General features: G+C 71.8%; 13 protein-coding genes. 8 read left to right on the top strand and 5 right to left on the bottom strand.

From position 1 onward, the window contains the following. Positions 1–58: 58 nt before the first annotated feature. The 3 genes from A6A29_RS07475 to A6A29_RS07465 all read left to right on the top strand — a co-directional run bounded on the left by A6A29_RS07475 (position 59) and on the right by A6A29_RS07465 (position 2,307). Positions 59–778, top strand: coding sequence for a chaplin (locus tag A6A29_RS07475; protein ID WP_073719176.1), 720 nt, complete (start codon positions 59–61; stop codon positions 776–778). Positions 779–958: 180 nt separating this feature from the next. After that, positions 959–1,690 carry a FadR/GntR family transcriptional regulator gene (locus A6A29_RS07470; RefSeq protein ID WP_073719175.1) on the top strand — a complete coding sequence of 244 codons (732 nt, stop codon included), beginning with the start codon at positions 959–961 and terminating at the stop codon, positions 1,688–1,690. Positions 1,691–1,812: 122 nt separating this feature from the next. Continuing rightward, positions 1,813–2,307, top strand: a complete 495-nt coding sequence (locus tag A6A29_RS07465; protein ID WP_241838370.1) for a hypothetical protein — start codon at positions 1,813–1,815, stop codon at positions 2,305–2,307. A gap of 160 nt (positions 2,308–2,467) precedes the next feature. On the opposite strand, the gene A6A29_RS07460 is transcribed toward A6A29_RS07465, so the two are convergent. After that, the gene (locus A6A29_RS07460) at positions 2,468–3,694 is read right to left on the bottom strand and encodes an acetyl-CoA C-acetyltransferase (protein WP_073719174.1); all 1,227 of its coding nucleotides are present in this window, start codon (positions 3,692–3,694) and stop codon (positions 2,468–2,470) included. A gap of 115 nt (positions 3,695–3,809) precedes the next feature. After that, complete coding sequence (locus tag A6A29_RS07455; protein ID WP_073719173.1) at positions 3,810–4,727, bottom strand: LysR substrate-binding domain-containing protein; 918 nt, start codon at positions 4,725–4,727, stop codon at positions 3,810–3,812. Positions 4,728–4,944: 217 nt separating this feature from the next. On the opposite strand from A6A29_RS07455, the gene A6A29_RS07450 reads away from it, so the two are divergent. From A6A29_RS07450 to A6A29_RS07440, 3 genes are read left to right on the top strand one after another with little or no spacing between them, the layout of a single operon-like run. Continuing rightward, positions 4,945–5,862: a CoA transferase subunit A gene (locus tag A6A29_RS07450; RefSeq protein WP_073719354.1), complete on the top strand. Its 918-nt coding sequence runs from the start codon at positions 4,945–4,947 to the stop codon at positions 5,860–5,862. A gap of 26 nt (positions 5,863–5,888) precedes the next feature. Then, on the top strand, positions 5,889–6,749 hold the full coding sequence (locus A6A29_RS07445) for a CoA-transferase subunit beta (protein ID WP_241838369.1): 861 nt from the start codon (positions 5,889–5,891) through the stop codon (positions 6,747–6,749). 16 nt (positions 6,750–6,765) lie between these two features. Beyond that, entirely contained in the window at positions 6,766–8,301 is a 1,536-nt protein-coding gene (locus A6A29_RS07440) for a 3-hydroxyacyl-CoA dehydrogenase (RefSeq protein ID WP_073719172.1), read from the top strand. Positions 8,302–8,523: 222 nt separating this feature from the next. Here the strand turns inward: A6A29_RS07440 and A6A29_RS07435 are convergent, their stop codons facing one another. Beyond that, positions 8,524–8,823 carry a hypothetical protein gene (locus tag A6A29_RS07435; protein WP_073719171.1) on the bottom strand — a complete coding sequence of 100 codons (300 nt, stop codon included), beginning with the start codon at positions 8,821–8,823 and terminating at the stop codon, positions 8,524–8,526. A 172-nt stretch (positions 8,824–8,995) separates the two neighbouring features. Here A6A29_RS07435 and A6A29_RS07430 point away from each other — a divergent pair, with 172 nt between their 5' ends. Next, positions 8,996–9,388 (top strand): VOC family protein, encoded by a 393-nt coding sequence (locus A6A29_RS07430; protein ID WP_079182639.1) that lies wholly within the window; start codon positions 8,996–8,998, stop codon positions 9,386–9,388. Here A6A29_RS07430 and A6A29_RS07425 read toward each other — a convergent pair. Beyond that, positions 9,328–10,080 carry a DUF6597 domain-containing transcriptional factor gene (locus tag A6A29_RS07425; protein ID WP_198953019.1) on the bottom strand — a complete coding sequence of 251 codons (753 nt, stop codon included), beginning with the start codon at positions 10,078–10,080 and terminating at the stop codon, positions 9,328–9,330. The genes A6A29_RS07430 and A6A29_RS07425 overlap by 61 nt on opposite strands. A gap of 37 nt (positions 10,081–10,117) precedes the next feature. Further along, the gene (locus tag A6A29_RS07420; RefSeq protein WP_198953018.1) at positions 10,118–11,356 is read right to left on the bottom strand and encodes a YihY/virulence factor BrkB family protein; all 1,239 of its coding nucleotides are present in this window, start codon (positions 11,354–11,356) and stop codon (positions 10,118–10,120) included. Between the two features lie 17 nt (positions 11,357–11,373). Between A6A29_RS07420 and A6A29_RS07415 the strand changes: the two genes are divergently transcribed. Beyond that, the gene (locus A6A29_RS07415; RefSeq protein ID WP_073719167.1) at positions 11,374–13,011 is read left to right on the top strand and encodes an acyl-CoA dehydrogenase family protein; all 1,638 of its coding nucleotides are present in this window, start codon (positions 11,374–11,376) and stop codon (positions 13,009–13,011) included. Positions 13,012–13,230: the final 219 nt, after the last annotated feature.

Below are 13,230 nucleotides of genomic sequence, written 5' to 3'. Positions count from 1 at the left end.
GCCCATGCGAAGTGTCCTAAGGAAGGGCAAATTAATGCGACAGGTCTTGAATAAAAGTATGATCGTTATGGCCGCGGCGTCGGGCATCCTGTCCGCGGCGGGTGGCTATGCGCACGCCGATGCCTCGGCCGGGGGTGCCGCTGTCGGCTCGCCGGGGGTCGGCTCCGGCAACGCCGTCCAGGTGCCGGTGCACATCCCGGTCAACGCCTGCGGCAACACGGTCAATGTGATCGCCCTGCTGAACCCCGCGTTCGGCAACGCCTGCAAGAACGTGGACTCCGGCGGCCACGGGAACCAGAGCGGAGCCGGCGCCGAAGGTGTGGCGGCCCACTCCCCGGGCGTCCTGTCGGGGAACCTGGTCCAGGCACCCGTGGATGTCCCGGTCAACGCCTGCGGCAACGGCGTCAACGTCGTCGGGCTGCTCAACCCCACCTTCGGCAACGAGTGCGCGAACGTGAGCGGCCCGGACCACCACCACCCTCCGACCGAAGAGCCGCCCACGGAGGAGCCTCCGGTCGACGAGCCGCCGGTCGACGAGCCGCCGGTCGATGAGCCGCCCGTCGACGAGCCTCCGGTCGACGAGCCGCCGACGAACGAGCCGCCCGCCAACGAGCCCCCGGCCCACACGCCGCCGAGCGACACCCCCCGGCCGAACCAGCCGGGCGCGCACCTCGCCGAGACCGGTTCCGCCGGCCTCGGCCTGGCCGCCGGTGCCAGCGCCGGGCTGCTGCTCGGCGGGGCGATCCTGATGCGCCGCACCCGCGGTTCGCGGGGCTGAGACCGGCCCGTCCGGTCAACGAGGGGTCCGGCAGGACAGCTGATGCTGTTCTGCCGGACCCTTCGCGTGCGACCGGCGACACCGAGGTTCTCGATCAACGGATGTCTGATATCTGCTGCCTTGATAGCGTGGCGCCGTAGTTCGATGATCGAACGGGTTCACGAGGCGGGGAGTTCACCTATGTCCGGCACCCGGTCCGGCCGGACGCTGCTACGGCAGGAAGTCGTCGACGGCATCAAGCGCTACATCCTCGACGAGCGGCTGCGCCCCGGCGATCCGCTGCCCACCGAGCCGGCCCTGTGCGAGGCGCTCGGCGCCAGCCGCTCCAGTATCCGCGAGGCGGTCAAGATCCTCGCCGCGCTCGACATCGTCGAGGTGCGCCACGGACACGGCACGTACGTGGGGCGGCTGAGCCTGTCCGCCCTGGTGGAGAGCCTGACCTTCCGCGGGCTGCTCTCCCCCGGCGACGACGTCCAGGTGCTGGCCGACCTCGTCGACGTACGCGAACTGTTCGAGCGCGGCACGGCCGATCGGATCGTGTCGCTGCTGGAACCGGAGCAACTCGACGGACTGGACGCCCTGGTCGCGACGATGCGCGAGACCGGGGCGGGCGAGGGGACCGGCTTCGTGGAGGCGGACCGCGCCTTCCACGCCCTGCTCGTCGCCCCGCTCGGCAACGATCTGATCGGCCGGCTCTCGATGGCCTTCTGGGATGTGTACGCGATCGTCGCGCCCCACCTGGACGGCTTCACGCACGCCGACGAGACGGAAACGATCACCGCCCACCAGAACATCGTGGACGCTGCACGGGCGGGCGACATCCCCGGCTTCATCACCTCACTGGGCGAGCACTACGCCCCGGTCAGACGCCGGATCTCCGAAGCCCGCGCCCGTAACGGCATCGAGGTCTGAGACCCGGCGCCTCGCCGCAGGCACCCGGACGATGTCCTCGGCGGGCCGCGCGACCGGCCGTCGAGTGGGACGATGCGCGGGTCCAGCATCTCCCAGGGCGAGCCGGCGAAGGTGGTAGCGGCGTGGCGACAACAGCCCTGCGGATCGGGGTGGTCGTCGGCAGCATCGCCGGTTGCGCGATGGCCGTCGCGGGGATCCGGGCCGGTGCGGACGTCACCGTGTACGAGCGCAGCGACGGCGAACTCCAGGACCGGGGGTTCGGGATCGTGATCCCGCCTCCCCTGCACGAGGAACTGGTCGCGGCCGGATATCTGGACGCGGCCATGCCGACCGCCCCGGTGGCGTCCCGGATCTGGGTCACCGCAGCCGGGGCAGCACTCCGGGCGGGAGTTCGCACGGCAGGCCTCCGCGGTGACCCTGTGCAACTGGGGCCTGTTGTGGCGGTCGTTGCGCGCGAACACGGGCGGGGCCCGTTACCTGCGGGGGCAGCCCGTGACCGAGGTCGGGCACGCGCCGTCCGGGCAGGCGGTGATCCGTACCGCGGACGGGGAGGAGTCGTACGACATCGTCGTGGGAGCCGACGGGCACGAATCGCCGACCCGTCAGGAGAAGGGTGAGGGGGGAAGAGGTGAGGGGGGAGGGGGAAGAGCGCGGGGATGGGGTGCAATGTGACATGTCGTTGCGTGGCAGCGTGACATGTCACAGCGCAGGACGCGGCATCACGCGCCACCACGCCCTGCGGTGTGACATGTCACCGCGGCGACCCGGCCCGGTGTGTCAGGGCGCGATGCGCTCGAAGACGGCTGCCAGGCCCTGGCCGCCGCCGATGCACATCGTCTCCAGCCCGTAGCGGGACTCACGGCGGTGCATTTCGCGGGTGAGCGTGGCGAGGAGGCGGACGCCGGTGGCGCCGACCGGGTGGCCGAGGGAGATTCCGGATCCGTTGACGTTGATCCGCTGCTCGTGATCGATGTCGCCGAGACCCAATTCCCTGGTACAGGCGAGCACTTGTGCGGCGAACGCCTCGTTGAGCTCGATCAGGTCGAGGTCGGCCAGGGTGAGTCCGGCGCGGGCGAGCGCCGCCCGGGTGGCCGGGACGGGGCCGATGCCCATGGTCGCGGCGGGCACTCCCGCCCGCGCGAACGAGACCAGCCGGACGAGCGGGGTCAGTCCCAGGCGTTCGGCGGTGGCCGCGCCCGTCACCAGGCAGGCGGCGGCCGCGTCGTTCTGACCGCTCGCGTTGCCCGCGGTGACGGTCGCCTCGGGGTCGGACTTGCCCATGATCGGGCGGAGCCCCGCGAGTTGCTCGGCAGTGGTGTCGGGGCGGGGGTGTTCGTCCGCGGTGACCGACGTCTCGCCCTTGCGGGTCCGTACGGTGACGGGGACGGTCTCCGCCTCGTACCGGCCCTCGGCCGCCGCACGAGCGGAGCGCCGCTGCGAGCGCAGCGCCAGCGCGTCCTGGTCGGCGCGGCTGATCCCGTACTCCCGGCGCAGGTTCTCCGCGGTCTCGATCATGCCGCCGGGGACGGGGTGGTTGACGCCGCCCGCGGTGACCCGGCCCCGGGCCAGCGCGTCGTGGAGCTGGAGACCGGGGCCCTTGATGCCCCAGCGCCCGTCGTGCGTGTAGTAGGGGGCGGCGCTCATCACGTCGACGCCGCCCGCGATGACGACCTCGCTGAAGCCGGCCCGGATCTGCATCGCCGCGTCGAGGACGGCCTGGAGGCCGGAGCCGCAGCGCCGGTCGATCTGGGCGCCGGTGACGGTCGCGGGGAGGCCCGCGTCCAGGGCGGCGACCCGGCCGATGGCCGGCGCCTCGGCGGACGGGTAGGCGTGCCCGAGGATCACCTCGTCGACCCGGTCCGGATCGATACCGGTACGGGCGACGACCTCGGCGATGACACGCGCGGCGAGCGAGGCCGGTGTCTGCTGCGCGAACACTCCGCCGAAACGGCCGATGGGGGTGCGCAGCGGTTCGCAGATGACGACATCGAGCGGGTCGGGCACGGCAGGGCCTTTCGCGAGGGGCGGCGGGGACGGTGCGGGTATGTGGGCGACCATCGCATCCGGCGACTGAGTCGGTCCACTATCGAATTCACCCTGGTTCGAGACGTGACCCGTCTCAATGGGGCCCTCGCCCCGTTCGGCGCGACGGTGTCGGCAGGGCCTCCTCGGCGACGGCGAGCACGGCGCGCAGCGCGGCGGAGGGGTTGTCGGCACGCCAGGCCAGGGCCGCCTGACGGCGGATGGGCGGTCCGGCGAGGGGACGGTAGACGAGCCCGTTCTGCTGGATGTGCTGGCAGGAGGTGACCGTGAGGGTGACACCGACTCCGGCGGCGACCAGCGCCAGGATCGTGTACGAGTCGGGGGCCTCCTGGACCACCCGCGGGTTGAACCCGGCGCCCTCGCACGCCTCGACCATCGCGTCGCGCACGGTGGAGCCGGTGTTGGCCGGGAACGAGACGAACGATTCCTCGGCCAGGACCCCGATCGGCACCGTCTCCCGCTGGGCGAGCGGGTGGTCGGAGGGCAGGGCGCACAGCAGCTCCTCCTCGTCGATCACCCGGTACGCCACTCCCGGCTGGGTCACCGGCAGCCGGACGAACCCGAGGTCGAGCGTGCCGTCGGCGACCCGGGACAGCGCGACGTTGGCGTACGTCTGGCCGGTCATGACGAGTTCGAGGCCGGGGTGGGCGGCGCGCACGGCGCGGGTGAGCTGGGGCAGCGTCTCGTGGCTGGAGGCACCGGCAAATCCGATGGTGACCCGGCCGTACTCGCCCCGGCCCGCCGACCGGGCTGCCCGTACCGCGGTGTCGAGGTCGTCCAGAACCGTCCGTACCGGTTCCAGGAACGACTCCCCCGCGCTGGTGAGCCGTACCGAGCGGGTGTTGCGCCGGAAGAGCTGGACGCCGAGCTCCTTCTCCAACTGCCGGATCTGCTGGCTGAGCGGGGGCTGGGCCATCTGGAGCCGCTTGGCGGCCCGGCCGAAGTGCAGCTCCTCGGCCACGGCGACGAACGCGTTCAGATGACGTAGCTCCATACCGGCGCCCCCTCCCCTCCATTCATAGCTCACACGTCTTGATCCGACCCTAATTCGGTATTGGACAGCAATCAATGGCCGCTGACACCGTGGGGCGATCTGCACGCCTATGCCGAGGAGCACCGTGGACCGGACGGACAGGACGGACAGGACCGACGCGACGGACGGAACCGGCGGAGTCGACAGGACCGACGAAGTCGACGGGACGGACAAGGTCATGTCGATGAAAGCGGCCGTCGGCGCCTTCGTCCATGACGGGGGCACCATCAGTCTCGAAGGCTTCACCCATCTCATCCCGACCGCCGCCGGGCACGAGATCATCCGCCAGGGCCGCCGGGACCTCACCGTCGTCCGGATGACGGCGGACATCGTGGTGGACCAGATGCTCGCGGCGGGCTGTGTCTCGCGGCTGGTCTCCTCCTTCGTGGGCAACTCCTCCGCCGGTTCGCTGGGCGAGCTGCGCAGGCGGATCGAGAACGCCGACCCGGAGCCGCTGGTGTTCGAGGAGTACAGCCACTACGGGATGATCTGCCGGTATCTCGCCGGTTCGCAGCGGCTCCCCTTCTATCCGCTGCGTTCCTACGGCGGGAGCGATCTGCCGTCGGTCAATCCCGGTCTGCGCAAGGTCACCTCGCCCTATCCCGGTCCGGACGGCGAACCGGAGCAGATCTATGTCGTCCCGCCGGTCAATCCGGACGTGACGATCATCCACGCCCAGCGCGCCGACCGCCGGGGCAACACCCAGATGTGGGGGCTGACCGGCATCCAGGCCGAGGCGGTGTACGCGGCGGACAAGGCGATCGTCGTCGTGGAGGAGCTCGTCGATGACGAGGTGATCCGCTCGGACCCGAACCGCACCCTGGTGCCCGCCCACGCGGTCGACGCCGTCGTGGTCTGCCCGCGCGGCGCCCACCCCTCCTTCGCGCAGGGGTACTACGACCGGGACAACTCCTTCTACCGGGCCTGGTCGCGGATCAGCAAGGACCCGGTCCGGCTCCAGGAGTGGCTGGACGAGTGGGTGCGCGGGACGGCCGACCACGCCGCGTACGTGGACAGGCTCGGCGAGGAGTTCTGGGCGGGGCTCGCGGTCGGCGAGGCGCTGAGCGAGCCGGTGAACTACGGACGCCGGCTGTGAGCGCGGGACACGAGAAGGAGCCGATCATGACCATGAGCAGCACGAGCAGCACGAGCAGCACAGGCACGGCAGGCACCACGAAGACCACAAACAGCGCGAGCACCACAAGCACCACGAGCACCGCTGCGGCGCCCGTCACCTCCTCCGAACTGCTCGCCGTCGTCGCCTCCCGCGAACTGGCCGCACGGCGCACGGTGTTCGCCGGAATCGGTCTGCCGACCCTCGCGACCGAGCTGGCGCATCTGACCGTCGCGCCGGAGATCGAGGTCGTGTACGAGTCCGGGGTCTGCGGCGCGCATCCCTCGCATCTGCCGGAGACCATCGCCGACGCGGTCCTGATCACGGGGGCCGAGGCGGTGCTGTCGATGCCCGCCCTGTTCGGCTGCGTCCTCCAGGGCGGCCATATCGACGTCGGGTTCCTGGGTGCCGCCCAGATCGACCGCTGGGGCAATCTCAACACCTCCGTGATCGGGGACTGGGACAGCCCGTCGGTGCGGCTGCCCGGCTCCGGCGGCGGCGTCGAGGTGATGGCCAACTCCCGCGAGGTGTTCGTGGTGATGCGCCGCCACAGCCCGCGCTCCTTCACCGACACCCTCGACTTCTGCACCACGCCGGGGCCCGACCGGGCGCTCGCCGAGGGCATCCGGCCGCTCGGCATCGGCGTCACCCGGGTCATCACCGAACTGGGCATCCTGGCCCGTGCGGGCATCGGCGAGGAGCTGCGGCTGGTCGCCGTCCACCCGGACGTCACCGTCGAACAGATCCGGGCCGCGACCGGCTGGGACCTCAGCGTGGCCGATACGGTCACGACGGTGCCGTCCCCCACGGCCGCGGAGCTGCGGCTCCTGCGCGACGATGTCGACCCCGACCGTGTCTACCTCCGCTGAAAGGGCCTCAACTGCCATGCGTATCAGGATTGTCGGCGCCGGAGCCATGGGCCGCGGTATCGCCCAGTGGGCGGCGAGTGCCGGACACACCGTCGAACTGAGCGATGTCCGGGCACAGGCGGTGACGGACGCCCTGGACTTCGTCACGTCGATGCTGGAGCGTGCCGTGGCCAAGGGCCGGATGTCCGCGCAGGACCGTGCCGCCGCCGTGGCGCGCCTCGTCCCGCTGGACGACCCCTGGGCGGCCGGGGAGGACGTCGAGCTGGTCATCGAGGCGGTACGGGAGGATCTGGCGACCAAGGCCGAGGTGTTCGGCAAGCTGGAGCGCGCGCTGCCCGCCTCGGCGGTCTTCGCGACCAACACCTCGTCGCTGTCGGTCACCCGGATCGCCGCGACGCTCCAGGATCCCTCGCGCCTCGCGGGGCTGCACTTCTTCAATCCGGTCCCGCTGATGAAAATCGTGGAGGTGGTGCCGGGCGCCGCCACCCGCCCCGAGATCCCGCCCGCGCTCACCGCGCTGGTCGAGAGCTGCGGACACCGGGCGGTCACGGTGGCGGACACCCCGGGCTTCCTGGTCAACCACGCCGGGCGCGGCCTGGTGACCGAGGCGCTCGCGCTGCTGGAGGGGTCGGTCGCCGACCCGGCCGGTATCGACCGGATCGCCCGTGACGTACTGGGCCTGCGGATGGGCCCGTTCGAGCTGATGGACCTCACCGGCCTCGATGTGACGGCCGCGGTGATCGACTCGATCTGGCAGGGCTTCCGCTACGAGGACCGGCTCCGCCCCTCGTACCTCACGCCGAACCGGGTGGCCGCCGGGCTGCACGGCCGCAAGACGGGACAGGGCTGGTTCGCGTACGGACCCGGCGTGCCCGCCCCGGCCCCCGAGGCGCCGGTCACGGGTGAGGCCGGCCGGCCGGTGTACATCGTCGGCGCGTGCGAGCGGGCCACGGCGCTGCGGGCGGCGCTGACGGCGGCGGGAGCGGTCGTCGAGGCGGGTCCGGAGCCGTCGGCGGACGCCGTGGTGCTGGTGCCGGTCTGGGGGACGACGGTGGCGGGGGCGGTGGCCGCGCACGCGCTGCCGGCCGCCCGTACCTTCGGCGTGGACCCGCTGCCTCCGGTGGGCCGCCGCCGGGTGCTCGCGGTGACCGCCGCGTCCGATCCGGCCGCCGCACGGGACGCCCGCGCGGTGCTGGCGCGGGCCGCCGACGGCGCGGAGCCGTACGCCGTCTCGGTCGTGCGGGACACCGCCGGTTCCGTAGCCCAGCGGCTGCTGGCCTCGGTCGTGTCCGTCGCCGCGTCGATCGCGGAGCGCGGGCTGGCCACCCCGGCCGATATCGATCTGGCCGTGACGACGGGGCTCGGCTATCCCGTCGGGCCGCTGGCCTGGGGCGAGCGGATCGGCGCCGGGCGGATGCTGGAACTGTCCCGGTCGCTGTACGCCACGACCGGCGACCCGCGCCACCGCCCGACCCGGTGGGTGACGGAACGCGCGCAGCTGGGGCTGGCGTTGACGGACCCGGGCACCTCGCCCGACGCCTGCCTCGACTGACCGGAGCGGGACCGGCGGGCCGCCCCGGAGAAGGGCCGGCCCGCGGTCGGGCGGAGGGCGAAGCCCGAGAGGGTCACGCGGGAGGTCAGGTCGACGGCGACCAGCACGAGCACCGTGAGGTTCGGCCCGACCAGCATCAGCTGGCGGGGCCGTCGAGCGCCCCGTGGACCAGGGCGGTCAGCGCCCCGCCGGTGATCACGGCGGCGAGCACGGCGCGCGGATTCACAGCCTCCCCTTCCGCGGGGACGACACCCGGGAACTCGTCGCGTCGCCGGGGTGTTCGAGGTCGTACAGCACGAACGCCGTGCGGCCCGACAGCAGGCTCAGCGCCACCACGGCGGCGGCGCCCATCATCGGCGCGCCGCCCGCCGGCTCGTCGGTGCCGCAACTGCTGACGTCACAGCTCCAGGTCACCCGCGCGCCCTCGGCCGCGGCGACTTGGAAGAGCAGCCACACCTGCCAGGCCATGAGCGCGCAGGCCACCGCGAGCGGCAGCTGCGCGACGATTCTTCCCCGTGCCATCCGTACCGATTCCCTCGTTCCCCTCTTCCCCCCTGCTCGTCCCTGGTCCGGCCCGAATCCATGCCACCGGATTCACGGTGTGTGAGGGAGGTCGGGGCAGGACGAGCAGGTCGGGGCACCCATGACCGTTTCGTACAAGACGCCCGTGAGCCGTCGCGCCTACGGTCGGTGCATGACTCCACGACTCGACGCGATCGGCATCATCACCGCGGATCTGGCCGCATCGCTCGCCTTCTACCGCCGGCTCGGGCTCGACATCCCGGCCGAGGCGGATTCCGCACCCCATGTCGAGGTTTCCCTGCCCGGCGGGCAGCGCCTGCTGTGGGACACCGAGGAGGTCATCCGCTCGTTCGACCCGGACTGGCAGCGGCCGGCGGGCGGGGAGCGCCTGGGTCTCGCGTTCCTGTGCGACAGTCCCGAGGAGGTGGACGCGGTGTACGCCGATCTGACCGGCGCCGGGTACCAGGGGCATCTGAAGCCCTGGGACGCCGTCTGGGGGCAGCGTTACGCGGTCGTGCTGGACCCGGACGGCTGCGGGGTGTCGCTGTTCGCGGGCGCCTCGTAGCCGGTACGGGCGAGATACCCGCCGAGCGTCGTACCGGCCAGGTCCCGCACCTCCCTCGCGAGGTGCGCCTGGTCGGTGCAGCCCGCGAGGTGCGCGGCCTCGGCGTACGGCGTTCCCGCCCGTACGAGAGCCAGCGCCCGCTGGAGCCGCAGTACCCGGGCCAGCGTCTTGGGCCCGTATCCGAACGCCGCGAGGGAGCGGCGGTGCAGCTGGCGGGCGCCCAGCCCGACCGACCGCGCGGTGGCGGCGACGGATCGCCCGCGGCCCAGCTGTGCGGCGACGGACACCGTCAGTGGGTCGGGCGGTCCGCTGTCGGCGGCCCGGCGCAGGGCGAGGCGTTCCAGCGCGGCCGCGGGGTCGGGGTCCTGGTCGAGGTGTTCGGTGAGCCTGCGGACCTCGGCGCCGGGCCAGAGGTCGGCGAGGGCGACGCGGCGGTCGCGCAGCTCGTCGGCCGGTACGCCGAGCAGCGCGGGTGCCGTGCCGGGGGCGAAGCGGATCGCCGCGCACCGTCCGCGTTCCGCCGCAGTCACCTCGAACGCGTGGGTGTCGGGTCCCGCGACGCGCAGCCGTCCGGGCGTCCAGATCAGGTCCATGCAGCCGTCCGGGAGGACCGGGCGGGCGGGTCCTGCGGGCCCGCCCCAGGTCCAGACGACCGCGCCGTCGAATTCCGACGCCCACTCCTTGTACGCCATGTTCACGACGCTAGCCCGCCCCGCCGGGAGCGCATCCTCACAGGGTGCGGGGCCCGTGGTTCTCCCCGGTGTCCCTGGGGTCCTCGGGGTCCTTCGGGGTCTCGGCGCGGTCGGGGTCCTCGGGGTCCTTGGGGGCCTTCGTTCCCTTGGGCTCCTTCTCCCTGGTCGCGTGCAGCCGGGACTTCACGTCGTCGGGCGGCAGGAAGCGTGACCAGCGCTCCGGGAACTCCGACGGCATGTACGCGTCGTCGTCATCGTCGTCGTCCCCCTGGTCGTCCCAGAAGGTGGAGCGGGTACGGGCCACGAACTCGGCGGCCTGCGCGGCCCGGACCAGTTCGTTGGCCTCGCGGGCGGCGGCGGTCGCGAGCGAGGGCCACACCCGGTCGATCGCGGCGTTGACCGCGGCACCCACCAGTACCGCGAACGCCGAGATGCCTATCCACAGCAGGACGGCGATGGGTGCGGCCAACGAGCCGTAGATCGTGGGCCCTTCGACCGTGCTGGTCAGGTAGATCCGCAGGAGGAAGCTGCCGACCACCCACATCCCGAGCGCCACGAGCGCTCCGGGTACGTCCTCGATCCATGGCGAACGCACGGGTACGGACACGTGGTAGAGCGTGGTGAGGAAGGCGATCGTCAGCAGGATGACGAGCGGCCAGTACAGGACGGCGATGACCTCGGTGCCCCAGGGGACGAACTCCACCACCCGGTCGGGGCCGACCACCAGCAGCGGCAGCACCACCGCGCCGAGCAGCAGCGCGACGACGTACAGGAGGAAGGCGAGCAGTCGGGTCTTGACGATGCCGCGCTCACCGTCGAGTCCGTACATGACGGTGATGGTGTCGATGAAGACGTTCACCGCCCGGGAGCCGGACCACAGGGCGATGGCGAAGCCGATGGAGATCACGTCGGGGCGGGCGCCCGTCGTGACGTCGTCCAGGAGGGGTTTGGCGAAGTCGTTGACTCCCCGCTCGGACAGGACGGTCTGGGCGGCGCCGAGGATGTTGCGCTCGATGGAGGCGACCGTGGTGGTGGTCGTCCACTCGTCGACGTATCCGAGCAGTCCGATCAGTCCGAGCAGCAGCGGGGGCAGGGAAAGCAGGGTGAAGAACGCCGCCTCGGCCGCGAGTCCGAGGATGCGGTACTCGATGCATGAGTTGACGGTGTCCTTGAGCAAGTGCCACGCCATCTGCCGCTTGGATACGTTGCGGTAGAGGACTCGGGCCCGGTGGAGTCGACCCGGTGGCCGCTCGGGTGTTTCATTTGCTGCCTGCACCTCCTTACCGTATCGGCATGGCAGCCACCACCCACACAGTGACCAATCAGGTTCCGCCGCTGGTCGGCTATGACGTCTTCGCCGCCGACCGCGCCCTCACCGAGGCCGTTGAGCGGCATGTCGCGCCCGAAGTCCTTCCCGAGGCACGGGAGGAACTGGAAGCGCTCGGCCGGTCCGCCGGCTCCGCACAGGCCCAGGAATGGGGTGCGCAGGCGAACGAGAATCCGCCGGAACTGCGTACCCATGACCGTTACGGGCACCGTATCGACGAAGTGGAGTTCCATCCGTCCTGGCACCACCTCCTGGGCCACGCGGTCGCGGGCGGCCTCACCGACGCCTGGGGCAGGCCGGCCGGTCATGTCCGGCGCGCGGCCGGGTTCCTGGTCTGGACGCAGGCCGAGGCGGGCCACGGCTGCCCGCTGTCGATGACGCACGCGGCGGTGCCCGCGCTGCGGACCGACCCGGTACTGGCCGCCGAGTGGGAGCCGCGGCTGACCTCGCACGTGTACGAGCAGGGGCTGCGGCCCGCCGCGGAGAAGTCCGGTGTGCTCTTCGGGATGGGCATGACGGAGAAGCAGGGCGGCACGGACGTGCGGTCCAACACCACGCGGGCCGAGCCGTTGGCGGGTGAGGGCGAGTATCTACTCACCGGCCACAAGTGGTTCTGTTCGGCGCCGATGGCGGACGGTTTCCTGGTGCTGGCGCAGGCACCGGGCGGGCTGAGCTGCTTCCTCGTACCGCGCGTCCTGCCGGACGGAACCCGAAATGTGTTCGCCATCCAGCGCCTCAAGGACAAACTGGGCAATAAGTCCAATGCGTCCAGCGAGGTGGAGTTCGACGGGACGTGGGCGCGCCGGGTCGGCGAGGAGGGCCGCGGGGTGCGCACCATCATCGAGATGGTGGCGGCCACCCGGCTGGACTGCGTGGTCGGTTCGGCCGCGCTGATGCGGCAGGCGGTGGCGCAGGCGATCCACCACACCGCGTACCGCAGCGCGTTCGGCGGGCTGCTGATCGAGAAGCCGCTGATGCGCAACGTCCTGGCCGACCTGGCCCTGGAGTCGGAGGCGGCGACGGTCCTCGCGGTACGGCTGGCCGCCGCCTACGACGCGGACACCGAGGAGGAGCGGGCCTTCCTGCGGCTCGCGGTGCCCGCCGCCAAGTACTGGGTGACCAAGCGCTGCACGGCGGTGGTCGGCGAGGCCCTGGAGTGCCTGGGCGGTAATGGGTACGTCGAGGAGTCGGGCATGCCGCGGCTGTTGCGCGAGGCTCCGCTCAACTCGATCTGGGAGGGTTCGGGCAATGTGCAGGCCCTCGACGTCCTGCGGGCCCTCCAGCGCGAGCCGCAGGCCCTCAACGCGTTCCTCCAGGAGGTCGGCAGGGCGCGTGGCGCCGACCACCGGCTGGACGCGGCGATCAAGGACCTGCTGACCGAGCTGGCCGATCTGGAGGCGGTGGAGGCGCGGGCCCGGCGGATCGTCGAACGGATCGCGCTGGTGCTCCAGGGTTCGCTGCTGGTGCGCTGGGCGCCGCCGGAGGTCTCGGACGCGTTCTGCGCCTCACGGCTGGGCGGGGACTGGGGCACGGCCTTCGGGACGCTGCCGCACAGTCTGGATCTGGCCTCGGTGGTGGCGCGGGCCCGCCCCGTCGCCCCGTAGCACCCGGGAAAAGCTACGGAGGGTGGTGCTGCGCCGACACGGCACCACCCTCCATGCTTGTGCAACACCGGACAACGGGAAACAGGCCCCGTCCCACGGTGTTCTGTCACTCTCGTACGGGCCTGCGGCACATCACCAGAGTTGCAAAGGGTTGCAACCATTGTGTGGAGTGCGAAGCAACAGGGACCCCGACGGCGTCGGAATGGGGTTCCCTGGGCC

The organism is Streptomyces sp. TSRI0281 (genome assembly GCF_001905125.1).
In the GTDB taxonomy this organism is placed as follows: domain Bacteria; phylum Actinomycetota; class Actinomycetes; order Streptomycetales; family Streptomycetaceae; genus Streptomyces.
Note: the sequence above shows the minus strand (reverse complement) of the source record. Positions and strands in the feature narration are given on the sequence as shown.

Bases quoted from the DNA above. Each gene is read 5' to 3' on its own strand.
- A6A29_RS07475 (WP_073719176.1), top strand. From the start codon at position 59: ATGATCGTTATGGCCGCGGCGTCGGGCATCCTGTCCGCGGCGGGTGGC.
- A6A29_RS07470 (WP_073719175.1), top strand. From the start codon at position 959: ATGTCCGGCACCCGGTCCGGCCGGACGCTGCTACGGCAGGAAGTCGTC.
- A6A29_RS07455 (WP_073719173.1), bottom strand. From the start codon at position 4,727: ATGGAGCTACGTCATCTGAACGCGTTCGTCGCCGTGGCCGAGGAGCTG.
- A6A29_RS07450 (WP_073719354.1), top strand. From the start codon at position 4,945: ATGTCGATGAAAGCGGCCGTCGGCGCCTTCGTCCATGACGGGGGCACC.
- A6A29_RS07445 (WP_241838369.1), top strand. From the start codon at position 5,889: ATGACCATGAGCAGCACGAGCAGCACGAGCAGCACAGGCACGGCAGGC.
- A6A29_RS07440 (WP_073719172.1), top strand. From the start codon at position 6,766: ATGCGTATCAGGATTGTCGGCGCCGGAGCCATGGGCCGCGGTATCGCC.
- A6A29_RS07435 (WP_073719171.1), bottom strand. From the start codon at position 8,823: ATGGCACGGGGAAGAATCGTCGCGCAGCTGCCGCTCGCGGTGGCCTGC.
- A6A29_RS07430 (WP_079182639.1), top strand. From the start codon at position 8,996: ATGACTCCACGACTCGACGCGATCGGCATCATCACCGCGGATCTGGCC.
- A6A29_RS07425 (WP_198953019.1), bottom strand. From the start codon at position 10,080: ATGGCGTACAAGGAGTGGGCGTCGGAATTCGACGGCGCGGTCGTCTGG.
- A6A29_RS07415 (WP_073719167.1), top strand. From the start codon at position 11,374: ATGGCAGCCACCACCCACACAGTGACCAATCAGGTTCCGCCGCTGGTC.